Genomic DNA, 26077 nt, shown 5'->3' on the forward strand with positions numbered 1-26077 from the left:
CGTTTATCCTGTTATTCATTGTGGTGCTGGCCTTATTTGTGATCTTCCCGCAGCTTTCTCTCTGGCTGCCGAATATGATGGAATAGTATAAAAAAGAGTAAAAAAGACGAGGAAGCGTGAAGCCCTCGTCTTTTTTACTTTATTTAAGTATAGATAGAATGTAGGACAAAAAACTTAGCAAAATGATATCAATTCCAGCTAAAATAAGTACGGTAACAGTAGTCTGCAGTAAAAACGGATTTGCATCAAGCTGTCTTTTGGCCGGTGTGAGCACCGACAAGGCTAGACCTATTCCGATTAATACGGTAACCCATTGCAGGAGTAGGAGCAGCGAGCCATATGAAGTGAATGAAGTGAAGAAAGAGAAGACAGCAAGCAATAGCGAACATAAAACGAGGAAAAGACTGATGAAGGTTCTAGCGGATACTTTTTTTTCTATTACATCCACACGAGCCATGAGACAAATGCCCCCTTTTATAACATGAAATTTTTCCTCTTTTACATTACCCCTTTATTTGGTGATATAAAACAGATTATGGTAGTGTTTTATAAGGGTCTGCGGCAGGTATAAAGGAGGGGAGAAGGGTGAGGGGAGTCACAAGGTTCTTTTTTATCGCAGGGATCATAACGATCATCCGGTTTTACCTTGGCAGCAATTCTATTAGTTTTCTATGGTTTTTTATCTTATATTTTCCCTTTATTAATTGGAGCGTATATTGGACCATGCTCGCTGTACGAGCTGGAATAAACAAATTGGCAGGAGAAGAGAGAATAAGCGTAGCAGGAGTACGGCGCTTTTATACATGGTACCTGCATGCGCCGGGGGGATGTGTAGTGGCTGAGGTTATCTATCAGGGGTATGTATATAATCAGTAGATGGAAAGGTAGAAGAATAAGGGGGAGGATCTGCTGCCCAATTCTACAATGAATAATCCGGGGCAGCAAATCCTCAATGAGATTCCTTGTTATTCGGAGACAGCAGTGTCCTCTTTTTTGGCTGCTACGCCTGCAGTCAGACAGAAACGCATAGCCTCCTCTACAGGCGTATCGATGAATTCCACGATGTCACGTGGATATAAGCGCAACTCTCCGCTTACCTGCAGCGCATGTGGCACATAGACCGCAATATAGTCGTTACGGAGATAAAAAGCAGTGACGTCCTCTGTAGTAAGAAAGCCGATCCGCTTGCCACCATCTTCATGTGTAACGAGAACAACCTGCGAGAAAGCCCGCTTCTCACCAATCAATGAATGGATGGTATCTTTGATCATGCTGTAGACGGTTTTTAAACCGGGAAAGCGCGTAATCAACTGCTCGGTCCAGGCAAGCAGCTTACGGCTAAGCCAGAGTTGGCTTATAAACCCAATAAGAATCAGCAGAACTATTGTAACAACCACGCCTAATCCTGTAAAAGACGGCAGATTCATAGACAGCAGAATCTGCTTGCCTGCGCTATCTACCAATTGAAAGAGATAAATCAGGATGTATAGTGTAATACCAATCGGGGCCACAACCAATAGCCCATTTAAAAACCATGTCACCAATCGCTTCATGCGATACAAACGCTCCTTTACGCAGCAAATTCATTTCTCCAAGACACTATATCACCTTTTTATGAAATACATGTCAAGAAAATGAAGAAGTCTTTTGCAATTTTGTAGGTATGAATACCTTCATGCTGTATAATGAAAGAATCATAGACCGTTCGTAGGAAAGAGCATGAAGGAGAGAGACGTATGCGCCATGTAAGTTTAGAATATTTAGAAGCCGGACAAACTCTGGCAAAAAGCATCTATGCCAGTGATGGCCGAACGCTGCTGAATAAGGGCGTATTGCTGACGCCTGGGATGGTAAATAAGCTCCACCGTATTGGTGTGACAATGGTATACATACAAGATGATCGCTTTGAAGACGTTCAAATTGAAGAAGCAGTTTCAGAAGAGACCCGACGCGAAACAATTTCAAGGGTCGCAGGCGTGCTTGAATGTGTGCAGGAGGGCAAGGATTTTGATACGTCTGCTATCTCCAAGACAATGACCAAGATTATTGATGAGCTTCTGCTTCAGAAAGATGTTTTGCTAAATCTAGATGACATTCGGACGAAGGATAATCACCTGTTCATTCATTCGCTCAATGTGTGTATCATGTCTACTGTGATTGGAATCAACCTGGGCTACAATGCTACGAAGCTTAAAGAGCTGGCGCTTGGCTCATTGCTGCATGATATCGGAAAGGTGATCAAAAATACCGATGATCCGCTTAAGCGTTATACGCAAGAGGGCAATCATCATGCGTGGATTGGGTTTAACGTACTCCGCAAGCGTCACGAGCTGAGCTTGGCAAGCGCCCATATCTCTCTGCAGCATCATGAACATGTGGATGGAACGGGAGAGCCGCGCCGCTTAAAAGGAACGGATATTCATGAGTATGCCAAAATCGTAGCTGTGACAAACTTCTATGATAATCTGATCTCGCCGTTTACACCTGAACCTACCATGCTCCCGTATCAGGCGAGCGAGTATTTGATGGGATTGGCAGGCAAAAAATTCGACCATGATATAGTCATCCGCTTTCTGCGCTCCATCGCTCTTTATCCGACCGGCAGCTCAGTGCAGCTTAGTACCGGAGAGATTGGTGTCGTAGTGAGTCAGCACAAAGGGCTTCCCTCTCGGCCGGTCGTACGTATTTTTAAGGAGATGCATACGTCTGCCCGTGGCAAATTCGATTATGAACATACGGAAGTGACAGAGGTTGACCTGGCAAAAGCAACCACCTTATTTATTGATTCCATCTTAAAGTCATAAGAGTAATATCAGCCATCGCCGGTATTGTGCGGTGGTTTTTATATTTACAAATATGCGTTTTCTTTCTATAATTTTCAGAAAATATAAAAACTGTATGGAGATGAGAAAAAGATGAGCGACATGGTTATCGACATCAAAAATGTAAGCTGGAAACGTGAGAAGACATACATATTAAAAGATATTACATGGCAGGTACGGCAGGGTGAGCATTGGGCCATTATGGGGCTGAATGGCTCGGGGAAGACATCGCTGCTTAATATTATTAACGGCTATATGTGGCCGACTGTAGGTCAAGTAAGCGTATTGGGGAAAAGGTTCGGCGAGTATGACCTGCGCAAGCTGCGTCAATCCATCGGTTGGGTCAGTTCTTCCATGCAGGAGAAGCTCTATAAAAATGAAACGGTAGAGAACATTGTGTTGAGTGGACAAGTGGCGTCTATGGGTCTGCTCTATGAAAAACCGGAAGCAGAATCATACGAGAAAGCGAATGAATTGCTTATACAGATGGGGTGTCAGGGAATGGAGAACCGCACATATGAGACCTTCTCGCAAGGAGAGCGGCAGCGCGTCTTAATTGCGCGAGCTTTAATGGCGTCACCGAAGCTATTGATTCTCGATGAGCCGGCGACAGGACTGGATATTTTTGCACGGGAGCAGCTGCTTACGCGCATTCAGGAGATGGGGAATCAGCCTGGTGGACCGACGCTTATCTACGTATCGCATCATATCGAGGAAGTCGTTCCGATCTTTGAACATGTGCTCTTATTAAAGAGTGGAGAGATTTACGGGGCAGGCTCTACACAGGAGTGGATGACAACAGACAACCTGTCGGCGTTTTTTGGCACGAATGTTGATGTTACGTGGCGCAATCGTCGTGCGTTTATGCAGATGGTATAGAGTTGAAGAAGAGAGGGAGAGATGGATGGGGACAAAGCATGGCGTAAACGATGAAATCGTTGTAGAACTGAGAAAAATCATTGATGCTGATCGGGTGACGGTCAATCAAACGATGCGAGAGCAGCATAGTAGAGATGAGTCCTATCATCTGCCTAAGCTGCCGGATGTAGTGGTGTTTCCAAAGAATACGGCAGAAGTGAGCCGAATTGTCGAATGGGCGAACGAACATCGTGTGTCTGTAACTCCGTTTGGCATAGGCTCCGGCCTAGAGGGACAGGCAATACCTCAGGAGGGCGGCATTTCGCTTGATTTTCAACTGATGAATCAAGTTATTGAAATACGGCCGCAGGACTTCTTAGTGCGTGTGCAGCCGGGGGTTACGCGTATGCAGTTGAACAAGGAGTTAAAAAAGTACGGTCTTTTCTTCTCTGTTGATCCGGGAGCGGATGCTACGCTGGGCGGTATGGCCGCTACGAATGCAAGCGGGACAACATCCGTGCGCTACGGTATCATGCGCGATCAGGTACGCGAGCTTGAAGTGGTCATAGCTGATGGCAGGATCATCCGTGTGGGCAGTATGGCGGCTAAATCATCGTCAGGATACCATCTAAGCGGGATGTTTGTCGGCTCGGAAGGAACGCTCGGCATATTTACAGAACTCACGCTTCGTTTATACGGCATTCCAGAAGCGTCGGTGACAGCCAGAGCCAGCTTCCCTTCCGTATCAGAAGCAGTACAGGCGGCGTGTGCTATCATGGGTGCCGGGATTCCGGTGGCACGGATGGAGCTGGTGGATGGCATCTCCATTGCACAGGTCAATGTGTACAAAGGAACGAATTACCCAGCGCATGCGACATTGTTTTTTGAGTTTCACGGAAATGAAGCAGGACTTGCTCATGATCTAACGTTTGCCCAAGAGATCGTACAGGAATACGGCAGCGTAGATTTTATATCGGAGACGGATTCGCTAAGACAGGCGGAGTTATGGGAAGCGCGCCACCATCTCGCCTACGCGTTTATGCACGCTTATCCCGGTAAAAAGGCGATAACGACAGATGTCTGCCTGCCGCTATCTGAACTTGCAGAGGCGATTGAGCATGCAAGAAAGCGAATTGAAGAGAGCGAGCTGATCGGAGGCATCGTGGGACACGTAGGGGACGGGAATTTTCACTCCTTGCTAATGGTTGATCCACAATGTACCAAAGAACGAGAAGAAGCGGAGGCGATCAATGCAGCGATCGTAGATTATGCTCTATGCAGAGGCGGAACCTGCACAGGGGAACATGGGGTAGGGCTGGGAAAAGCAAAGTATCAGCGCAAGGAACACGGCGCTGCTTTGGATGTTATGTATGCGATGAAGCGTACACTTGATCCCAACAATATTTTAAATCCCGGGAAGATTTTTGTCTTTTAAAGCGGTGCAGGATTAGTGTATAATTAATTATCAGAAAAATAAAAACGTTAGAAAAAGGGGAAGTTATATGAAAAAGAGAATGCGGCTCGTAAGTTTGGGGTTCTTATTGCTGTGTGTGCTTCTGGCAGCTTGTAGCAGCACCAAAACATCGTCTGACCAACAGCAAAAGCAAGCAAGCGGTGAGCAGAGCGCAGGACAGACCAACAAAGATAAGGTAAGTATAGGCATCACACAGATTATTGAGCATCCTGCTCTTGATGCCGCCCGCGAAGGCTTCATTCAGGCATTGAAAGAAAACGGATATGCTGATGCCGATATTGAATACACGTCTGCGCAGGGAGATCCGAGTACGGTTGCAACGATTGCACAGAAATTTGCAGCGGATAAGAAAGACGCCATTCTGGCGATCTCGACACCAAGCGCTCAGGCAATGGTGAAGGCTACGCAGAATACAGACATTCCGGTATTCTTTACTGCTATTACCGATCCAATCAGCGCGAAACTGGTGGACAACTTGGAGAAGCCGGGCAAGAATATTACCGGTTATTCTGATACGCATCCTCAAACGATTGACAAGCTGGTTGCATTGATTAAAGAATTAAAGCCAGAGACGAAGAATGTAGGAATTATTTATAACTCTGGTGAAGCCAACTCAGTAGTCAACGTGGAAAACGCGAGAAAAGCACTTGAAGCAAATGGAATGAAGGCGGTCGAGGTAAACGCCAGCAACACGACGGAAGTGAAGCAGGCGGCAGAATCATTGATCGGCAAGGCAGATGTAATCTATGTGCCAAAGGACAATACAGCCGTAGCAGCGCTAAAAACCATCGTACAAGTAGCAGAGAAGCATAAGATTATGATGTTCGCAGGGGAGATGGATTCCGTTCGTAATGGCGCATTCGCAGGTTTTGGAGCGGACTACCATGACCTTGGCTATCAAACGGGCATGATGGCGGTAAAAGTGCTGAAGGGCGAAGCGAAAGCGGGAGATCTTGCAATAGGCTTCCCGAAAGATCTGAAGCTTGGTGTTAATAAAGAAGCGGCTGCTAATGAAGGCATTGATATAGAGAAAATCAAGCCAATCATTGAGAAGTATAACCCGGTTTATTACGAAAAAACAGAGAAGAAATAATTTGCACGCATAAAAGAAAAAGAGTACTTGATATGCGCTTCGTATTTGTGAAGCGCAGCATCGAGTACTCTTTTTTGATTCGTACACATTAGAAATCAATTTTGAATTTCAAGAATCCGGCTTGGCGCAGCGATTCATAAATAATTACAAGCGCTGGTCCGAGAATAAGACCAACAAATCCTAGGATCTGGAAGCCGATATAGAGACTGACCAATGCGGCCAGCGCACTGATTCCTAGACTTGAACCGAGAATTTTTGGCTCAATGGAGCGTCGGATGACAGTAATTGCTACAAAGAGGATAATCAATCCGATTGCAAGCCGTGAATCGCCGGTAGCAAAGCTGTATACTGCCCACGGAACAAGAAACGATCCTGTGCCGAGGATTGGCAGGATATCCACGATAACGATCAATAAGGAAAGCACCAGTGCATATTTGACTCCAAGAATCATTAGACCAATCAGCGCCAGAATATAAGTAAGCAGACTCAAGATAACTTGCGCGCGTAGAAAGCCCACGGTTGCCCGAAATAACTGGGTCATAACCAGCTCGATCTTCTCCCGTGCTGAGGGAGTGAACAGGTTCAAAAAGTTGCGGTGCAGCCGAGGTAAGTCAAGACTAATCAGGAACAGTGCGACCATGTAAATGATACTGATGATAAGCAGTCCAGGAATGGTTGCAACTCCGCCCAGTACGACTTTTGTGATGGTGGTCGCTGCATTCGTTGCTGAAGTCTTCAGCGCAGTTACGACATCATGAATTGTCGTCTCTGTGGTAAATGGCAGGGAGACAGCATATGCTTCCCATTTCCACATATAATGTTCTAGGAATGCCATCACCTTTGCAGAGAATGCGGGAAGTTTCTCCGACAACTCCACACTTTGTACAATGAGAATGGAACCGAGCCGGTATCCGCCAAGAACGAACACAGCAAAAAACATGATGAATGTTAATGTAACAGCCACCAAGCGGCTCGCATTCAATGTGCGAATGAGCGCCTTGACAATCGGTTCAAGAAAAATTGCGGTGAGCAATGCCAAAATAAACGGGATGGCATACGGAATAATGAACACCGCGAGGGCCAATACTACCAGCCACAAAAGCGTCTTGCGAACAGTCGCCATATCTTCTACTCCACTTCGTTTAGTTTCTCTGGTCTCCAATCTTTCACGCCGTTGTCTTCGATGATCCCTAATATGACGTCAGAGATGTCAGGGTCTATCATTAGCTTATCCTGCAATCGAAACTTAATATCATCCGCATCTGCAAGCGAAAGTCCGGGACGCAGCTCTACGTAGCCTTCTACATGATAGAAACGACCTTCCTGGACAATGCGCAGACGGTTGATATCCGTTACACTTTCATCTTGTAAAAGCAGGTTAGCCACCTTCTCTTCGATGTAGCGGGGAGCTGCTACGCCAATTAGGCCGACCATATTATCATAGCCGACACGGAATGCTACGCCGATCATGAGGAAACCAATAATAATTGTAGCAATTCCATCGAATTCTTTAAAGGGTGTAATTTGACTAATAATGATAGCAATGAGTGCAAGCGTTGCGCCAAGCGTTGCCACAAGGTCTTCATAGAATACGAGCCGAGTGGGTGGAGCAGCTCGCTTGACATTCTTAAATGCAGAAGGGAAGATCGCCATGCCTGTAGCGCCGGAGCGGGTTTCTTTTGCAATTTCCTTCATGGCCTTGATCAGAATGTATCCATCTGTTCCTACAGCAGCAAGCAGGATAATCATATTGAGCCAGAAATGTGTCGCTTGTGCTGGATTATGGAATAAATGCCATCCTTCCAGAATGGTTTCGTATGCCATGATGGTTACCACAATGACGGCGATCATACAGAAAATATTGATAACGCGACCAAAGCCGGTGGGAAAGCGACGTGTAGGAGAGCGTTCAGCAAGCACGCTCCCTGTAAAAACAAAGCCTTGGTTGATCGCATCCGCAACAGAGTGCATTGTGGTAGCGAACATCGTTCCGCTTCCGCTGTATGCGGCTGCTACGCCTTTAACGACAGCTAAGCCCGTATTGCCGACTGCAGCCGAAGCAGAAGTCATGTTTCCTTTTTTAATCAATTGCCAGACAGAACTCACTACTATTTCCTCCTCTCGAGATATCCTTCATCTTTATTCTTTACCCATAAAGTGGAACGTCCACTAATCAGATGCATGTTCTATGTTCTTATCGAATTTTTTGTGTGCAGTAAAAATAAATCCGTCCCATAGTCGCTGCATTTGCAACAAACCATAGGACGGATTCATTGTTCGGTTATTTCTTGACCCAGTCTCCCTCATCGTTTTTTTCATATTTTTGTTTAACCGCGCTCCATGCCACTTTAAAGGCAGTCTCTTCTTTATCGTATTCCTTTGTCGCAGAGTTGAATGCCTCTTTAAAAATTTCTTGGGCATGGGAAGGTAGGTTATCTTTCACGCTATCTGGTAATTCTCGTTTAGAACGATAAGGCATATAAACACATCCTTTCCGTACGATAAAATTACCCGTTTTGGTTATTTTAAAAACAGCGGCAGGCAAACGGAGGGAATGCTGTTATAATGAACATGGATGTTTTATTACTACAAGAGGTGTATAAATACATGAAGCCACAAGCACATACAAGCATGCAGGATTTTTTGGCGAGAGCCGAGCGAATGGGCATTAAAGTACAGATTCGCTCCGACAATCTAGATACGCTCTTCGGTAAACAAGAATCGCATAAGAGACGAGAAGCGAGACCGCATGCTGTAAAATTATTTACACATAATGACACGGATGGGGTAAGCTGCGGCATTTTGGGAAAGCTGGCTTTCGGGGATGATATCCAGATTGATTACTCAAACTATGATGATATCAATGATAAAATTGGAAAGTTTCTCACGCTTCATCTTGATAAGTATGATCGGGTATTCATTACCGATATTTCTGTCAATGAAGAAATCGCTGCTGAGATTGAACGGTTAAATGCACATATTAGGCAGAAGTTTGTTCTTCTTGATCATCATCAGACAGCAGATTGGCTTAACAAGTATGAGTGGGCAAAGGTGAATGTCGAGCGGAACGGAGTAAGGGAGAGCGGTACGACGCTCCTCTATGAATATCTGGTGCAGTCCGGCTTTCTTCAGGCAGACGAAGCGCTGGGACGGTATGTGGAGTTGGTGCGGCAGTATGATACGTGGGACTGGAAGGAGAATGGAAACCTTCATGCGAAGCGGTTGAATGATCTGTTCTATATTCTTGGACGTGACCGCTTTTTCCGGCGTTTTACAGAGGATTATTCTCCTGATTTTACAGAAACGGAATCCCTCCTGCTTGAGATGGAGCAGGAGAAAATTGAGAAATACATAAAGGGAAAATCCAAAGATATTACTGTGCTGGATGTTCATGAATATCGGGCTGGTGTCGTATTTGCTGAACAGTACATTTCCGAGTTGGGCAATGCGCTTGCGGAGATGAATCCGGAGCTTGATTTTATTGCGATTGTTAATATGTCGCGTGTCATCAGCTACCGCACGGTGAAAGAAGACCTTAACCTTGGCGAGGTCGCCGCCTTCTTTGGGGGTGGAGGTCATGCGAAGGCGGCAGGCAGCCCGGTGCCAAAGGAAGTGCGGGAGACGGTTACCCGCATGCTGTTTTCATCTCGTGTCGTTTCGCGATAAACAAAAGCGTGGCGGCCGCTTACATGCGGCTTCCGCGCTTTTGTTGTATAGTATCGAGTTTGTTGCCGAGTCGGGTGAATAGATCACGATTGCGCTCCGCATGTGTATGGCTGCAGAAGGCATGATAATCAATGCGTGATACGTATTGGACCAAGCGCAGACCTGCATAAAGAAAAGCGAGCGTCGATCCGAATGCGAAGCTTACTCCATAGGCATCATATCCGTATGGAAGCATCATCAAGGAAAGAGTTGCATTACAGGCGAAGAAGAATGCTGCACTGCGCCACGCTCCCTTCCGATCTTCAAAGTATAACAGCAGAAGAAGCAGAATAAGCAGGATGCCATTAGCGAAAGCGCCTATGGCTGCGAAGCGGAACAGTGTGATGAACTCTTCGCTAACATGGAGAATGGGCTTTGCATAGCCGGCAACCAGAATAATAAAAAGGGTAAATAAACCTTGGACACGCAGCAAACGCTCCATTTCATACCTAAGCACCTGCAGCATGCTAGCTTTAGCCTGCTTGATCTGATGCAAAGTTCCTCCGTTATTTACATAGCTGAAGAAAATGCGGTATCGTTCGTAAAATCTCGTCTCGATGAAGACGACAAAAATCGTTAATGTAGGCACGATGGTTATGTACGCCCAGAATACCGCACTGTCATATGCGGTATGAAACCTAAAGACCCCGTCTTCTCCAGCACCTTCTCCAAACCATATGATCCAATTGCATACCCAGATTCCCAAGTTATAGAGAAGCCCTGTCCAAAATAAAGACGGATACCGGTCAAAATATGCAAGGAACGCAAATTGCTTTTTCATGTCGCGCGCAGGAAAGGTAAGCAGCAACGCATAGAATAGAGCAAATAGTGTAAGCATCATACCAATGGAAAAGCCGCTCAGCAGTCCAAACGCCTGCGTATGCTCACCGATCGAGAGCGGCAGACCGTCCCGGACAAACCAGAGAGCAAGCGCAACAGAGACGAGGCTTCCGCCAAGAAATGCATAGGCAATGGACTGATAATATTTTGCTGCCGTTAGAAAAATCATCAGAATCCAGATCAGTGTAATGGAGATGAATAGGCAGAAGGCGACCAGCTTATACAAAAACGGCAAGGAAGAAAACGATAGAAAGATGAAAGCACATACCGCCGCCAGCAGGCAGACAATTTTGGTAACGCCAAGAAAAGTGGAAAAAACGTCGTTGCTTTGTTTCTCGTATAGCAAATCCGCGATATAGCGGGTAACTACAAGCTGTAATCCTCCCGTAAGAATAAGCGAAAAAATGAAGCTATAGGACACCGTAAGCAGGAATAGCTGCCGCTCTGCAAAGGTGATGAATGTAAAGCGGCCCAACAGCCACTGCAGCAGTGCGATGGATACGACCACAGTGAGCCAGGGACCGGCAGTTACCAGCCCAGCATAGCCGTATGCCTTGATACGGGAGGAGAAATAATCTTCTTTAAATAGGTTTTGCAGGCGAAAGCCGATCCCGGCCATATTGTTTCCCCCTTTGCGCATACAGTGTTCGATAACTATCGATCATTTGCTTTATCTGGTAGTGCGCTTCCACGCGACGTCGTCCATTCGCTCCGAAGCGCTTTGCTTCTGAGCGATGTTCATACAGCCACCGACACTTTTCTGCCAGCAGGGCGGCATTAACCGGGGGGACGACCCAACCGGCGGGGCCGAAGACATCATCACCTGCTCCATATATCAGTTCAGAACAAGCCCCCACATCCGTAACTACCCAGGGAAGGCCCGCAGCCATGCCTTCGAGCACGGAGAGCGGCTGGCCTTCTGATATGCTGCTGAGCACCAGGATATCGAAGGAAGGCAGAAACGAGGCGATATCCACGTTGCCTACGAGGAAGACGCGTTCCCCAATTCCTAGCGAATCAATAAGCTGTATACATTCAAGGTAATAGTCCTCGCTCTCATCGGTTGGACCCATAATGGTTAACTCAAAAGGTATGCCCTCATCCTGCATAATTTTTGCTGCATATAGCATTGTTTTAATGTCTTTAATTGGTACAATACGAGCAATCATACCGATGGTGAATATGTCACTATCCGGCTTCGCTTCAATGCGGCTGTAAGCATGATAGTCAATTCCGTTGGCGATAATTTTCATTTTCTCTTCCGGTGCACCTGCTTCGCTTTGATAGGAGGCATTGCGTTCGAACAATGTAATAATGTCGTCTGCTTCCTGATAGGCTTGCTGCGCCAAATGATAGAAGAAGGCAATCCATCGTTTTTTGTAGAGAGGGGACACCCATGAAGCCTGCAGGATCTCCTCCTCACGTTCCCGCGCATAAATTCCATGCTCCGTTAACACCATAGGCACGCCCTGTGTCTGCTTCATATAAGCGGCAAGCAGTCCGGCGTATCCTGTTGATACGCTATGTACCACATTGACTTTTGGCAGTTCATTTTGCAAAAGTGAAATGATAGGTGTATACATTGAACGCCACATCCAGAAGTATTCAATAAAGGATGCGCTTGGATATTCATCGTTGTATGTTTCCTGTACAAGATCCCAGAAAAACTTGCTTTCAAAGAAGCCGTCGATTGTTCCGCATCGCTCATCATCTCCAATCAGCGCAAGTGCGTTTTCGGCCGGTTGAAAACGAAACCAAGCATGAAGGGGATCGATTTCGTTCTTTCCCAGTCGGGTTGGTTTCTTTCGCTTTGGCGTGGCATGTGTGAGTGCAAGGTCTGTAATGCCGCTCACGTTGGATGGTAGTGTAAATTTACGCTCGCTTTCTTGCTTTTCCCGGTCAGAAATCGCAATAATTTCAAATTGGTGCTCAGGAAGATTGGAGATGATGGTATGAATCCAACTCGATACTCCGCCGCGTACATACGGATAACTGCCTTCAGCGATGATTCCGATTTTCATGATGCTCCTCCTTTTAGCTGGATTTCTGCCTCAGGCTGCGTCATTTTAATCAGAAAAAGATGATCCATCCCCGGCATTTTTGTGATTTCAGCGCCCTGTGCTGTTTGTGTATCTACTGCCTTGTGTTCTTCAATTCGTAGCAAGAAGTAAGAAGGAGAGGGCAGTTTATCGCCTGAAAGATAGATTCGATCCGGTGCATAGCGTACGCGTACCGTAGCTGATTGGTATGCCTTCAATCTCTGTTCGAGCTTCCGAGCTGTCGTCGGTTCTACATACGGATACGTCTTCTGAACATGCGCTAGCATGCGGGCAAAATCGCTTCGCATATCCGGCCAGCCGCGTCCGAAAGCGCGTGAAGGATCAATGATATCATCCGGATGAATAAAGTGAGAGAACAAGCCAAAGTTGGCAAGAGAATCGGCCTGTAAGAAGGCGGTCTCCTCATCGAAACGATATCCGCTTGTAATGCGCGGCATATGATATAGGTTAGGGAATCGCTTATCCGCCCCAAATTCCTGAATAAGATAACCCTTACCGGGTGCGCCTGCATAGATCGAAGAGATTGTATTCACGTGCGGTAGCGCTTCGTGTATCGCAGCAGTTCCGGTTCTTCCAAGCAGGTTGGAAGGAGGAACATAGGTGGTGAAGCTCTCCTCAGGAAAATAATGTGTGAATACCTCCTGTGCACTGCGCAGACTTCTGACCATCTCGTTTTGGTCTTTCCATAATTTATAACCCAATTCCGTATCATTGGGTTCCCCTTTGGTAACAAGCGATTCATGGTTGTAGCCGTGTATGCCGATCTCGCCTCCAAGCTTGAGCAGTTGGCGTCCAAAGAAAACCATTGTGTCTTTATCGAGCTGAATTAATTCCTCCGATGAGAGCGTATGGTCATCACGGTATGTGGCGATCATCAGACCTGTATACGCAATGTTATATTCATGAGCCCAGCGCTTCATATCTGTCCACCAGACTTTTCTAAAGAATTCGCTCGTATTCATCCCGTAATGCGCTGCAATCGCCTTATTGCTCCCTTCCGGCCAGGGTGCGGGAAAATCATCGATATAGACCGCTTTGGCTGCAACTTGTCCGGTTACAAAGGCGGGAAGCGCCAATCCGATCGAATGAAGGAGGAGACCGCGCGTGTTTTTGTCTACGAGTGTGGAGGCATTCCAATACACTACTTTTCCTTCTCCATATGGATAAGTCCAGAGCAAGGGTTTCTTCTCGGCTGACAGGTAGACATCGGCTCCCGCCTGTAAGGATACGTCAAGTATGCTGTTGATAAACAGTCGTGATTGCGGAGGGATGTTCGGATACCCTGGAAAAATAGGGCGGTTAAAAGTAAGTCCGCTCACATCCTTTTTGAAGAAGCCGCGGCTTTCCTGGATGCCGACCAGTTCATTCCACTTTGGATCATGGAAACGCGTGGTTACGACGAGGCGACCACCATGTTGTACATACGAACGAATCGTCTCGTACGGCCATTGATTTACTTGTTCCCCAACCAGTACGAGAACTTGGTATGGGGAAGGGGTCAGTGTAGCCAGATTCTCTACAGTAATTCGCTCATAATCAACTTTAGCGTATTGTAATGCATGCTCCAGATTAGAAAGCAGAGGGCGATCAACCGTAGAGTAAGAGTCGAGGATTGAGATTGTGATAGTCTGCCCTTTTTCTTTTTTATCTGGAGCGCTCATTGTTTGTACGACTTCCCCTGGACCAGATGTCAGAGAGAAAAGCTTATATGCGCCGTTACTGCGCATAAATTGTAGCCCTGCAGTAAGCAGAAGCATTATAGCAGCAAGAAATATGAGTATACTCATTGTTCTAACTTTCATAGATTACGCTCCTTCAAGCTGGCGTAAAACTGGAACCCAGCGAGGGGGCAATTCGCCCTCACTTACTTGTTCTCGCATTCGCTGGATCATTTCCCGAATACGCGGCCAGTTCTCGTTGTGGTAAGCAAGCTGCATGTGAATAAGATAGCCGCCGAAATAAGCGGGAAACTGATGAATAAGACGTCTCCCCAGTTCTTCTGCTTCCTGGTTCTTCCTAAGAAGCAGGCATACCTCAGCTTGTTGAAAGACAAGGTGAGGATTGGTAGGAATTATCTGTATCGCCAGCTTTAATACATTATGGTATTCCAGTGCCGTCATGTGCTTCATCTCTCCGGTTAACAGATCGCTTTCTAGATAATGCTGATAGACTTGGGCAAGTTCTAAGTAGATTGCCGGATTCTCGCTGCGCAACTGGTTTCGAAGGGAGGAGATGCGACGGATATACCGGTCTTTTAAGACATTGATTGATGTTGCAGCATAATGCACGACCTCCGTATCTTCATTTTGTAAGGCTGTGTACAAATATTTACCTTTTTGTCCTATATTCAAGTCCAACAGACGGATAAGCATTTCTTTTTTTATTTCGCTATCATCCATCTCCAAGCTCTGCATGATCGGAAGCAGACGATAATCGTTCGCGGCTTCTTCAATGATATTCTCGTAGTTATCCACATGTATTCGCGTATACTCATCATATGTATCCAAAGCTGAGCGGTTATGCGTCTTTTTTTCAGCAAGCCAGACGATAAGCCCTAAGATTTCACCAATAAAGGGAAGAAAGATGGAAACAACAAAGATCCAGGAAGCTGCTCCGCGCTTTTCTTCTGTTAGAGAAGGAAGGAGTAGACGGCTTAGCAGAAACAATGCTAATGTGTGCAGCACAAAGAAAAAAACGATGTACATTTTACTCCCCCTTGTCATATGAAATCACAGGCATGATCCGTTCGATGAAATTCTTCGTCTGCTCTTGGTCGGTTGCCGGAAGCAGGAAAAGAAGTTTGTTATCGCGTTTGTCATAGCCGACGATATCTACCTCCCGCATATGCGGCTCTAGGCGCTTGCTCCATTCATCTGCCTCAAGCTGTAAATGTGTAGGAAGCGATATATCAAATGCTGTATACGGCTGTTCAAGCTCGGCCTCTCTCTCCCGCTCAATCTGCACGCGTCGCTGGAAAGCCTCCGGATAATAGATGGAGGTGCCAGGGTATGTAATTCCCGCTCCCTTCTCTTCGAGGCGAAGCGCTGCGATTTCAGTGCTGTCAGAAATAAGCTCTAACAGAAGATGCAGGAATTGAACGCTTTGTGGAGTTAGACGATCCAGAGCAATGCGGCTAATAATCAGCACGTCCTTAATTCTGCCCTCGCGAAGAATGGGACCTGCTAAGACAGGTGTAGATGCCTCGTCATCTGCTCGGCGCATAATGACAGTTTTTTCTCGCAGTAATCGACTGTAGAAGCGAGAATCTGAGATAAACAGGGTTGGTTTTAACTTTTCGGATTGCCCCATTCGTATCTTCAACCGCAGGGCTGTCTCTGATTGATCAAGATGATAGATACCAAATTCCTCGGCTTTGAAAAAATCAGCCAGAATTTTGGCGGCTTGGGTAATCGTAGACTCAGGATCTCTAGCATCAAGTGCACGCATAATTTCAAGCAGCGTATGAATGCTTTGTTCCGATTCGAGAATTTTCCCTTCAAGTATCTTCCGTGACTCGCTCAATCGATCTACCGCGCGTCGCAGCTGCCGATTCTCTTCAATTATTTCCTGATTACGATAGTATTGCGCTTCATATTGTTCACGGAGATTAGTGATGAACAATCCGGGAATAATACCTAGAATCAAATGAAAGAGCAGCCATTTTGCCCGCTCAAAATCAAAAAATAGCAACAGTACATCTTCACCACGAACCGTCGCAGTTCCTACAATATAAGCAATAGTCATAAGCGAGCTAACAAGCCCGACGCTCCAGCCGTATCGCAGTGAGAATAGAAGAGCGATAAAGAGTGTCGGGGCTGGCTGAAATTCTGTAAATCGCAGTTCTGTCCACCAATCCAACAGAACAAAAACCAGGAATACACAGATAAGCTCAGCATATTTTCTTATGAGAGAATGCTGACGATAAAACATTTATTTCCTCCGTTTTCCATTTCTTTTACCCGATTTGTATAATAATTGTACAGATATTGATAAAAATATTTATATGGCCAACGTTTATTGTACCTATGGTGCTCACAAGGCATCAAATGGAAAGTGTGTAACAAAATATAAAGGGGAAAAAATGTATATGTATTTGGAATGATAGTTTTTAAAACAGGATTCAAAATTGTAAGGTAAATGTCACGTATGTGACAAGATAATTAACTATTTTATATTGCTAAAGATCTATGCGCGTGTATAATAAAAGTAAGAAAAAAAATTAACTGCATACATATCTGGTGATGGGCAAACTTGTTGAAAAGCAAGGACGCAAAGGCATGGGTCGTCGATCTGCGCATATTATTATAGTGCGGAGGTACCGATTGCCAGTCTGCGAAACCACCCATCCCTCTGTGTATCTCTGGAGGGATTTTTCGTGAAGAAGTTAACAGTCGCACTGTTGTCTTTGACTTTGGTACTATTCGGATTAGGAGGGTCTTCAACTTACGTGAGTGCAGCAAAAGTATCTCCATTCCAACAGGTGACTTCCTATAAAATTTTCTATGGTAAACCGACCGCACGCGTATTTAATGAAATGAAAAATTACAACATGGTTATTGTTGAGCCGTATCATTACACCAAAGCCGATATCGAACGGATCAAAAAAGGCGGCACGATGGTCATGGGTTATGTGAGTACAATGGAAGTTGCGTCATGGAATCAGACGCTATTAAATAAATGCGAGGCCACTGATTTCTTCCTCCGGGAGAATGAGAAGGTTCATTTTGCTGAATGGGATTCGTATTTAATGGATATTACTTCCCCGCACTATCAACAAATATTGATGGATGAAGTGAAAAATCAAGTAGCCGCAAAAGGATTTGATGGGGTATTTCTCGATACAGTAGGCGATATTGATGACCAGCACGGAAATGATCCTGTAATGCTTACACTGCAGCAGTTCGGCATGGCAGCATTTATGAGTGAGATCAAGGCGCAATTCCCAAGTCTATATTTGATTCAAAACTGGGGATTCGGTACGTTGACTGGATATACAGCTCCTTATGTAGACGGCTTTATGTGGGAGAACTTCGATTACGCGACCGTAGCGAAGGATCAGTGGGCACAGGATCGGATGGCAGAACTGCACGCACTTCAAAAGCAGTATCCGTTCTCTGTATTTACCATATCCTTTAGCGGTAAGGCGAAGAGTACAGAGTATGCAAAGAAACAAGGCTTCATTCATTTCCACACAACCAAAGGTTTTGATGTTTGGTAGAGTAGAAGATAGAAAGCTCCTCTTTGAGTAAATCAAAGAGGAGTTTTTTCTGTAGAAAGGGAGAGCAGTCTAAGCTCTTGCATGGTTTTAAGCCAGCTTTGAATAGCGGGACGGTGCAGGTGTTCCTTCTGCGCCATAATAAAGGCAGTGCGTTTTGGAGGGACGAGTCCGTCTGTGAGTTGGATCTCAGCTAAGCGCCCAGCACGCAGTTCTTCTTCTACGGCGGATCGAACGATAAATCCCATTCCGATGTTTTTTTGCAGGAGAGCAAGGAGCATCGATACATTGTCGATGTGCAGTTGCGGAACATACTCAGGCGGAAGCAGTTCACTCACCCACTCATAAAACGGGTTTCCCCAATCCACATATAGAAGAGGGAGGCTTGCAAGGAATTCAGGCGCTACCGCATCCCAGCGTGCTGCTTCATGCTCTGGATGGGAGACGAGAATGATTTCCTCCTCATAGAAGGGGAGTACTTCAAAACCCGGGATAGACTGTGGGAGGTATACAAAGCCGAGCTGTACAACTCCGTCCTTCAAATGATGCACCACATCCCAGGAATGTCCTGTTTTTATTTTTAGTGAGACGGTAGGATATTGATTGAAAAACGTTTCAACCACAGGGCAGAGAACATATTTCCATAACGTGTCGGTTGCACCGATAGATAGCTGATCTTCAAACGTCTTCATAGATTGTATCTTTAGCAAGCTCTCTTCATTGAGTAAAAGCAACCGTTCAGCGTATGGAAGAAATGTATATCCGGCGGCAGTAAGGTCTACCTTGCGCCGATCGCGCATGAAGAGGGGTTTACCGACTTCAGCTTCTAAGGCTTGAATGCGCGAAGAAACTGTGGATTGTACAAGATGCAGAGCCTCAGCCGTTTTAGAAAAGCTTTTGTTGCGAGCCAATACAATGAATGTACGTAATTGTTCAAAATCCAAGCGAATGTCTCCTTCCCTTTGCTTAATCGAAAAAATAGATAACATGTATCAAAATCATTCGTTATACAAATGACATTTCCTGCTTTATTGTAGAAAGCGAGGAGGGGAACGTATGGTTGGATATGTATGGCGAATGTCGCCGTTAGGTGTACGGGTGCTGTTTATCTGTTCTTTTTTAATGAATTTGGGCTTTTATGCATTGATTCCATATCTGACGCTGTATTTGACGGGAAGTTTTGCCTGGTCTATGGCAATGGCCGGAATTCTGCTTGGTATCCGTCAGTTTTCGCAGCAGGGTTTTTCATTTTTAGGGGGGATGCTTGCGGATCGGATCGGCTGTAAACAAGCGCTTGTATTCGGGGTACTCGTACGGGCCGCTGGGTTTGTAGGCTTTGCTTTTTGTACGGAAATGTGGCAGTTTATTGTTGCCGCCATTTTATCGGGTCTTGGCGGGGCATTATTTGAACCTGCCTTTCTTGCGGCATTTGCTAGGCTCACTCCGGAGAAAGGGAGAAAAGAGATTTTTGCATTCCGCAGTGTAGTAGTCAACACCGGCATGGTTGTGTCAACGCTTGTTGGTGGCGTATTGGCGTCCGTTCAGTTCTTCTATCTCTCTTTGGTATCGGGTGTGCTTTTCATAGCGGTAGCGATGCTGGTATGGGTGACGCTGCCGAAGATTGAAGCGGAGGTAACGAGTAGGAGCTGGGTGGCGGATACGCGGGAGATTATAATGAATCGTCCCTTCGTGCTCTATACGGTTATTCTGATTGGTTATTTTTATTTGTATATGCAGCTATTTTTGACGATTCCGCGCCGAATGGAGGAGGTTACGGGGGATACGAGCGGTGTGGCAATTATGTATGCAACAATCTCGCTTACTGTCATCGCACTTCAATTGAAGGTAGCTGTATGGCTTCAAAACGTATCGGCTCGATTTGTGCTGATCGGTATTGGTGCGCTGGTGATGGGTTTGAGCTTATTTTTGCTTGGATTCGTAACCACGATCGAAATGATCATCGCTGACGGATTGCTGTTTGCTGTAGGAAATATGATGGTAGCTCCCGTATTGCACGACGTAGTGACACTTTTTGCTCCAGCGAATCGTCTGGGTTCGTATTATGGATTTAATAGCTTTTCTCTTGCGATCGGCGGTGCACTAAGCACTGTGCTGGGTGGATGGCTATATGATATGGGAAGCCATTGGAATGCCGCGATGCTGCCCTGGATTTTCTGCTTGTTCGTTGGCTTCCTGGTCTGCTTAGGGATGTATAAGCTTGAGATAAGCAGACAGCCGCAGGCGCTTCGTACGAAGATGCGTGAGGGATAATGGATATACATACAAAAGAGCCGCTCTTTCTCTAGAGCCGCTCTTTTTATGTACGTTGATTGTGTAGGAATTGTATTACGGAACGCTAATTACTTTGACCTCGACATCTCTTCGACCCCATGCAAGCGCCTCTTTTTTGGTGGCGAACGCTAGATCAATCGCATTACCCTTTATGGCTCCGCCGATATCCTCGGCGCGGCATTGGCCATATCCTTCTACATAGAGAACGGTTCCAAGAGGGATATAGTCCGTATCAACTGCGACAATGCCTGGACGAACCTTCGTGCCGGACTTGGTACGCCCAGGTCCTGTATAGCCGGATGCATGGGCGGTAAAAGTCATGCCTTCACGTACTTTTGTCATCGTAGTACTGCGTGCTGGTTTCTTAGGTCGAGTGAGCGTTCGGTTGTTAGTATTCCTGTTTACTGCGGCAATTTTTACGGAATCGATTGTATGATCTTGCGCTGGTAAGGCAGTAGGAAATTCTAATTCTTTTGCTGAGACTTCTCCGCTAGAATAAGGTAGCGCTTGATGGATAGACTGTGTAAGTATTGGCGGATTTTTGAGTGTGCCTGATACTGGTTGTTGAGGAGTTTCAGCAAGAGAACTAACGGGATACATGCAAAGAAGCAGCATGATCATCGAACCTTTAATAACAAGTAACTTACGATTGTCCCTGAAAGCCTTGATAGAGCGGAATAAAGATATAGATCGACTCTTTCGCATGAAGACCTCCTTTAGAAAGTAAGATGACTCAAACTTGCTGTGTTCATTGTACTATCAAATAGGATAAAAGTCACTATTTATCTGAAAATTTAATCGTTTTTATTTTTTATAATGGCAGAAAGCCCGATACGCGATTCTATGTGTTTGGATCTGACTCTTTCTGCCATACATGGGGGGATAACATGGCTGCATTGATTGTGATTGATCCAGGACACGGGGGCGCTGATCCTGGAGCGAGCGGTAATGGGCTTAAGGAGAAGGATATTACGCTCTCTATTGCTAAGCGAGTAGCAAAGCATTTGGAGAATATGGGAGTGAATGTGTGTCTTACGCGCAGCGATGATAATGTATTTAGCTCAGATAAGGCCGCTGATTTAAAGGCGCGTGCAGAATTTGCTAATCGATTGGATGCAGATTACTTTATTTCGATTCATATCAATGCGGGAGGTGGAACTGGTTTTGAGAGCTATGTTGCCAAAAGCGCAGCAAATCAGGAAGCAGGCCGCTGCCAACATATTGTGCATAGTGAAGTAGCATCTGTCTTTACGAATGCTGGATTACCTGATAGGGGAGAGAAGACAGCGAACTTTGCTGTGTTGCGTCAAACATCCATGCCGGCCATCCTCCTTGAATTCGGGTTTGTTGATTATGCTAAGGATGTGGCGCAATTGAAAAATCCGGAATTTCTTAACGCTGTGGCAGAGGCTGTTGCCCGGGGTACGGCACGGGCGCTCCATGTCGAGAATCCAGCACCCTCATTACCTGCGTCTTCCACCAAGCCGATTAGTAAATATTACAAAGATATCCTCCCGGGTCTGGAATGGGCGGGGGAGAGTGTAGATAAGCTATACGAGTTTGGTATTATGAGAGGGGATGGACAGGGGGCATTCCGTCCAACGGATACAATGACCCGCTTGGAAGCGGCTGTTGCGATTCATAATACGATTGAGTATCTGCTAAAGAAAAGCGGTACGTCGTAGCTGTGCAGGAGGTTTGTATGACGGGGAGTTTGTTAGTATAATAAGCATTGGAGCAAATTCGTTTGCTGTTCAATTCAATATATAAGGAAGTTGATATAGATGAATAAATCCCCTGAAAACACAAGGGTAGTTGTCGGAATGTCCGGCGGCGTAGATTCTTCTGTGGCGGCTTTGCTGCTTAAAGAGCAAGGATATGATGTCATCGGTATCTTTATGAAGAACTGGGATGACACGGATGAATTCGGGCATTGCACAGCCGAAGAAGACTATGAAGATGTACGCCGCGTCTGTGGACAGATCGGTATCCCATATTATACGGTGAATTTCGAGAAAGAATATTGGGATCGTGTATTTACGTATTTTCTTGATGAATATAAAAAGGGACGCACGCCGAATCCAGATGTGATGTGCAACAAGGAAATTAAATTCAGAGCGTTCCTCGACCGCGCCCTTGATTTGGGTGCTGATTATTTGGCGACAGGGCATTATGCACAAGTGGATTTCCATGATGGAAAGTATCGTCTGCTCCGTGGAGCGGACCCGAAGAAGGATCAGACATACTTTCTAAATCAGCTTGGCCAGGATCAATTGTCACGCACGATGTTTCCACTCGGACATCTGCCTAAAACAGAAGTAAGAGAAATCGCGTTAAAAGCAGGCTTAGCAACAGCGAAGAAGAAAGATAGTACAGGCATTTGCTTTATTGGTGAACGTAATTTTAAGGAATTCCTTAGCTCCTATCTTCCGGCCAATCCGGGTGACATTCGTACGGTGGACGGTGAACTGAAAGGCCGTCACGATGGATTGATGTATTATACGCTTGGACAGCGTCAGGGACTTGGAATCGGGGGTGGCGACGGTACGGGCGAGCCATGGTTCGTAGTAGATAAAGATGTAGAGCGTAATATTCTCTATGTGGCGCAGGGAGGCGATCATGATCGCTTGTACAGCGATCTGCTTGTGGCCACTGATGTTCATTGGGTAAGCGGTCAGGCACCGGGAGAGACATTCCGCTGCATGGCTAAATTCCGCTACCGTCAACCGGATCAAGGCGTGACCGTTCATATTAAATCAGACAATCGCTGTGAGGTTGTATTCGATGAGCCGCAGCGTGCCATCACACCGGGTCAAGCTGTGGTCTTCTATGATGGAGAGGCTTGCTTGGGTGGAGCAACCATCGATAAAGCACTAAAGAAAAATAAAGCAGAAGCGACTGTATAAGCAATAAAAAAACGGAGCAGAATTTTTCTGCTCCGTTTTTTTCAATTATGCGGCATTATGCATGCGCAGGATTATCTTCGGTAATCAGATTACGCAGTACCAGCTTGAGAATCCCGCCGTTTTTGTAATAGTCGATTTCAACATCTGTATCAAGACGGATGATGCATTTGAACGTGAAGGAAGATCCATCTACCCGGGTGGCTTGGATCTCAATCTTCTGCCTGGGCTGTATCGCATCCGTGAGCTCGGGGATATCAAACGTCTCCTCACCGGTAATTCCGAGCGTCTCTGCACCCATCCCTTCTTCGAATTGCAGCGGTAATACACCCATGCATACAAGGTTGGTACGATGAATTCGCTCATAATTTTCCGCAATCACAGCTTTGGCTCCAAGAAGCAGTGTTCCTTTGGCCGCCCAGTCTCGTGAGCTGCCTGTTCCATATTCCTTTCCCCCAATAATAACCAGCGGTGTGCCGTCCTTTTTATATTTCATCGCCGCGTCGTAGATGGACATTACCTCTCCAGAAGGGAGATAGGTAGTATAGCCGCCTTCCGTGCCGGGCGCAAGGAGGTTTCGGATGCGAATATTGGCGAATGTCCCGCGCATCATAACTTCGTGATTCCCACGTCTTGAACCGTACGAATTGAAGTCCCGCACTTCAACCCCTTTATCTTGAAGGAATTGGCCGGCTGGGCTGCTGGGTTTAATCGCCCCGGCAGGCGAGATATGATCTGTTGTTACTGAATCACCCAACAGGGCGAGAGTGCGTGCTCCCATGATCGGATGGATTCCAGGTGCTTCTGTAGAGAAATCTTCAAAAAATGGTGGAGATTGAATGTACGTGGAATCCTTATCCCAATCATAAATTTGCTCTGCTGATATCGGGATTTCGTTCCATTGTTCGTTGAATGCCTGGACATTGTTATATTTTTCCTTATACATCTCCGGTGTAATAATAGCAGCCATCATCTGCCGAACTTCTTCCTCGCTTGGCCAAATATCGCGCAAATACACAGGCTCATTCTTCTCATTATGACCGATAGGATCACTATATAGATCAATATTGAACGTACCGGCCAGCGCATAGGCAACCACAAGCGGAGGTGACGCAAGATAATTGGCTTTGACGAGTGGGTGAATCCGTCCTTCGAAGTTGCGGTTTCCGCTCAACACAGATGTTACGGTCATGTCATTTTCAGCCACTGCCTGCTCAACCTCCGGTACAAGCGGTCCGCTGTTACCGATACAAGTTGTACAGCCGTATCCTACCGTATTAAATCCGAGTTGATCCAAATATGGTGTAAGCCCTGCATCGTCAAGATATTGGGTTACAACGCGGGAACCGGGCGCAAGGCTTGCTTTTACGTTCGGATTGCGTGTAAGCCCTTTTTCCACCGCTTTTTTGGCGACCAATCCAGCACCGATCATAACAGAAGGATTGGATGTGTTGGTACAGCTTGTAATAGCGGCGATAACTACGGAGCCGGTTTTTAGAGGTGCCTGCTCCCCGTTCTGGTAGTGAATGGTTACTTCCTGTTCCAATTGCTCTTCTGAAAGCCCGAAACCACCTTCCTTTACCGGAGTCCGCAGCGTTTTTTGGAAAGAATCTTTCATTGAAGTAAGTTCGATGCGGTCCTGCGGTCGCTTTGGACCTGCAAGTGTGGGTACCACACTCCCAAGATCAAGCGTGATGACTTCTGAATAGGCTGGCGTTGGCATATCGTCGGTTCGGAACAGCCCCTGGGCTTTCGTGTAGCTCTCGACTAAGGCGATCTGCTCTTCTGAACGGCCGGTGGTACGAAGATAGCGCAGCGTCTGTTCATCAATGGGAAAATATCCGGCCGTTGCTCCATATTCAGGCGCCATATTGGCAATCGTAGCTCTGTCCTCAAGCGTCATGGAACTTAGACCAGACCCGAAGAACTCTACGAATTTACCAACGACACCTCTTCGCCGCAGAATATTGGTAACAGTAAGCGCTAAGTCTGTAGCGGTAGATCCTTCAGGAAGTGCACCGGTAAGCTCGAAGCCGACTACACGAGGCACAAGGAAATACATGGGCTGTCCTAACATACATGCCTCCGCTTCAATCCCTCCTACGCCCCAACCGAGTACGCCAAGTCCGTTGATCATTGTCGTATGAGAGTCAGTACCGACAAGGGAATCGGGCAGGATATCCATTTCGTTCCCGTTTTTTCTTTTGGTAACGACGGGAGCAAGATATTCAAGATTGACCTGATGCACGATGCCGACCGCTGGCGGGATAGCGCGGAAATTAGTGAAGGCTTGTGTGGCCCAGCGCAAAAATGTATAACGCTCCTGGTTACGATCGAATTCCTTCTCCATATTGAACTGCAGTGCCATATCTGAACCGGCCATATCTACTTGTACGGAATGGTCGATTACAAGATCAACCGGAATCAACGGATTGATTTTTTTCGGGTCAAGATGAAGCGCTGAGACGGTATCGCGCATAGCGGCTAAGTCTACGACGGCCGGAACGCCAGTGAAGTCTTGTAAGATTACACGGGATGGCATGAATGGGATTTCGAACATTTCTTCCGGCTTTGGGTCCGGCTTCCAATTAGCGATTTTTCTTACATGCTCCTCTGTAATCGAGCGGTCATTCATGTTGCGTAGCGCGGATTCGAGTAGAATTTTAATGGAAAATGGCAGCTTCGATATATGGCCAATTCCCTGCTCCTCAAGCGTTTGCAGGCGATAATAGTAGTCCGAATTTGTAAGTCTCGTCCGGCATTTATCCCGCAGTGTATGGCTGTTATTCATTGCAGATATCCTCCGTTTTGCCAA

General features: G+C 46.2%; 23 protein-coding genes and 1 riboswitch. Of the genes, 10 read left to right on the forward strand and 13 right to left on the reverse strand.

Translation table 11 applies throughout. From position 1 onward, the window contains the following. Window positions 1-139: 139 nt before the first annotated feature. Window positions 140-457, reverse strand: coding sequence for a hypothetical protein (locus AB3351_RS23110; protein WP_371149470.1), 318 nt, complete (start codon window positions 455-457; stop codon window positions 140-142). A gap of 128 nt (window positions 458-585) precedes the next feature. Here AB3351_RS23110 and AB3351_RS23115 point away from each other — a divergent pair, with 128 nt between their 5' ends. Continuing rightward, window positions 586-876, forward strand: coding sequence for a hypothetical protein (locus AB3351_RS23115; RefSeq protein ID WP_371149471.1), 291 nt, complete (start codon window positions 586-588; stop codon window positions 874-876). An 89-nt stretch (window positions 877-965) separates the two neighbouring features. Here AB3351_RS23115 and AB3351_RS23120 read toward each other — a convergent pair whose 3' ends face one another. Beyond that, window positions 966-1553 carry a DUF502 domain-containing protein gene (locus AB3351_RS23120; protein ID WP_371149472.1) on the reverse strand — a complete coding sequence of 196 codons (588 nt, stop codon included), beginning with the start codon at window positions 1551-1553 and terminating at the stop codon, window positions 966-968. A gap of 183 nt (window positions 1554-1736) precedes the next feature. On the opposite strand from AB3351_RS23120, the gene AB3351_RS23125 reads away from it, so the two are divergent. From AB3351_RS23125 to AB3351_RS23140, 4 genes are all read left to right on the forward strand, one after another. Further along, window positions 1737-2804, forward strand: coding sequence for an HD-GYP domain-containing protein (locus tag AB3351_RS23125; RefSeq protein WP_371149473.1), 1068 nt, complete (start codon window positions 1737-1739; stop codon window positions 2802-2804). A gap of 111 nt (window positions 2805-2915) precedes the next feature. After that, on the forward strand, window positions 2916-3701 hold the full coding sequence (locus AB3351_RS23130; protein ID WP_371149474.1) for an ABC transporter ATP-binding protein: 786 nt from the start codon (window positions 2916-2918) through the stop codon (window positions 3699-3701). A 25-nt stretch (window positions 3702-3726) separates the two neighbouring features. After that, the gene (locus AB3351_RS23135) at window positions 3727-5115 is read left to right on the forward strand and encodes an FAD-binding oxidoreductase (protein ID WP_371149475.1); all 1389 of its coding nucleotides are present in this window, start codon (window positions 3727-3729) and stop codon (window positions 5113-5115) included. A gap of 67 nt (window positions 5116-5182) precedes the next feature. After that, complete coding sequence (locus AB3351_RS23140; protein ID WP_371149476.1) at window positions 5183-6247, forward strand: ABC transporter substrate-binding protein; 1065 nt, start codon at window positions 5183-5185, stop codon at window positions 6245-6247. An 88-nt stretch (window positions 6248-6335) separates the two neighbouring features. Here AB3351_RS23140 and ytvI read toward each other — a convergent pair whose 3' ends face one another. The 3 genes from ytvI to AB3351_RS23155 all read right to left on the reverse strand — a co-directional run bounded on the left by ytvI (window position 6336) and on the right by AB3351_RS23155 (window position 8726). Next, entirely contained in the window at window positions 6336-7370 is a 1035-nt protein-coding gene (gene ytvI, locus AB3351_RS23145; RefSeq protein WP_371149477.1) for a sporulation integral membrane protein YtvI, read from the reverse strand. A 5-nt stretch (window positions 7371-7375) separates the two neighbouring features. Then, window positions 7376-8317 (reverse strand): cation diffusion facilitator family transporter, encoded by a 942-nt coding sequence (locus AB3351_RS23150; RefSeq protein ID WP_371149504.1) that lies wholly within the window; start codon window positions 8315-8317, stop codon window positions 7376-7378. 211 nt (window positions 8318-8528) lie between these two features. Then, on the reverse strand, window positions 8529-8726 hold the full coding sequence (locus AB3351_RS23155) for a ChaB family protein (protein ID WP_371149478.1): 198 nt from the start codon (window positions 8724-8726) through the stop codon (window positions 8529-8531). Window positions 8727-8854: 128 nt separating this feature from the next. On the opposite strand from AB3351_RS23155, the gene AB3351_RS23160 reads away from it, so the two are divergent. After that, the gene (locus AB3351_RS23160; RefSeq protein ID WP_371149479.1) at window positions 8855-9913 is read left to right on the forward strand and encodes a DHH family phosphoesterase; all 1059 of its coding nucleotides are present in this window, start codon (window positions 8855-8857) and stop codon (window positions 9911-9913) included. 19 nt (window positions 9914-9932) lie between these two features. Here the strand turns inward: AB3351_RS23160 and pelG are convergent, their stop codons facing one another. The 5 genes from pelG to AB3351_RS23185 are packed head-to-tail and all read right to left on the reverse strand — an operon-like array spanning window position 9933 to window position 16782. Next, the gene (gene pelG, locus AB3351_RS23165) at window positions 9933-11411 is read right to left on the reverse strand and encodes an exopolysaccharide Pel transporter PelG (RefSeq protein ID WP_371149480.1); all 1479 of its coding nucleotides are present in this window, start codon (window positions 11409-11411) and stop codon (window positions 9933-9935) included. Next, window positions 11374-12813, reverse strand: a complete 1440-nt coding sequence (gene pelF, locus AB3351_RS23170) for a GT4 family glycosyltransferase PelF (protein WP_371149481.1) — start codon at window positions 12811-12813, stop codon at window positions 11374-11376. The genes pelG and pelF overlap by 38 nt, the downstream gene beginning before the upstream one ends. Beyond that, window positions 12810-14654, reverse strand: coding sequence for a DUF2194 domain-containing protein (locus tag AB3351_RS23175; protein ID WP_371149482.1), 1845 nt, complete (start codon window positions 14652-14654; stop codon window positions 12810-12812). Before AB3351_RS23175 ends, pelF begins: the two co-directional genes overlap by 4 nt. A 3-nt stretch (window positions 14655-14657) precedes the next feature. Then, window positions 14658-15557: a tetratricopeptide repeat protein gene (locus tag AB3351_RS23180; protein WP_371149483.1), complete on the reverse strand. Its 900-nt coding sequence runs from the start codon at window positions 15555-15557 to the stop codon at window positions 14658-14660. A gap of 1 nt (window position 15558) precedes the next feature. Next, the gene (locus tag AB3351_RS23185; RefSeq protein WP_371149484.1) at window positions 15559-16782 is read right to left on the reverse strand and encodes a hypothetical protein; all 1224 of its coding nucleotides are present in this window, start codon (window positions 16780-16782) and stop codon (window positions 15559-15561) included. Window positions 16783-17086: 304 nt separating this feature from the next. Next, a riboswitch (cyclic di-GMP riboswitch) is annotated at window positions 17087-17182 on the forward strand. A gap of 45 nt (window positions 17183-17227) precedes the next feature. On the opposite strand from AB3351_RS23185, the gene AB3351_RS23190 reads away from it, so the two are divergent. Beyond that, window positions 17228-18070 carry an endo alpha-1,4 polygalactosaminidase gene (locus AB3351_RS23190; protein WP_371149485.1) on the forward strand — a complete coding sequence of 281 codons (843 nt, stop codon included), beginning with the start codon at window positions 17228-17230 and terminating at the stop codon, window positions 18068-18070. Window positions 18071-18102: 32 nt separating this feature from the next. On the opposite strand, the gene AB3351_RS23195 is transcribed toward AB3351_RS23190, so the two are convergent. Continuing rightward, window positions 18103-19011, reverse strand: coding sequence for a LysR family transcriptional regulator (locus AB3351_RS23195; protein WP_371149486.1), 909 nt, complete (start codon window positions 19009-19011; stop codon window positions 18103-18105). A gap of 112 nt (window positions 19012-19123) precedes the next feature. On the opposite strand from AB3351_RS23195, the gene AB3351_RS23200 reads away from it, so the two are divergent. After that, window positions 19124-20338, forward strand: coding sequence for an MDR family MFS transporter (locus AB3351_RS23200; protein ID WP_371149487.1), 1215 nt, complete (start codon window positions 19124-19126; stop codon window positions 20336-20338). 75 nt (window positions 20339-20413) lie between these two features. On the opposite strand, the gene AB3351_RS23205 is transcribed toward AB3351_RS23200, so the two are convergent. Beyond that, the gene (locus AB3351_RS23205; RefSeq protein ID WP_371149488.1) at window positions 20414-21064 is read right to left on the reverse strand and encodes a 3D domain-containing protein; all 651 of its coding nucleotides are present in this window, start codon (window positions 21062-21064) and stop codon (window positions 20414-20416) included. Between the two features lie 182 nt (window positions 21065-21246). On the opposite strand from AB3351_RS23205, the gene AB3351_RS23210 reads away from it, so the two are divergent. Then, window positions 21247-22044: an N-acetylmuramoyl-L-alanine amidase gene (locus AB3351_RS23210; protein ID WP_371149489.1), complete on the forward strand. Its 798-nt coding sequence runs from the start codon at window positions 21247-21249 to the stop codon at window positions 22042-22044. Window positions 22045-22143: 99 nt separating this feature from the next. After that, window positions 22144-23265: a tRNA 2-thiouridine(34) synthase MnmA gene (gene mnmA / locus AB3351_RS23215; protein ID WP_371149490.1), complete on the forward strand. Its 1122-nt coding sequence runs from the start codon at window positions 22144-22146 to the stop codon at window positions 23263-23265. A 55-nt stretch (window positions 23266-23320) separates the two neighbouring features. On the opposite strand, the gene acnA is transcribed toward mnmA, so the two are convergent. Beyond that, window positions 23321-26053, reverse strand: coding sequence for an aconitate hydratase AcnA (gene acnA, locus AB3351_RS23220; protein WP_371149491.1), 2733 nt, complete (start codon window positions 26051-26053; stop codon window positions 23321-23323). Window positions 26054-26077: the final 24 nt, after the last annotated feature.

The sequence above is a fragment of the Aneurinibacillus sp. REN35 genome, from assembly GCF_041379945.2.
Taxonomy (GTDB): Bacteria; Bacillota; Bacilli; order Aneurinibacillales; family Aneurinibacillaceae; genus Aneurinibacillus.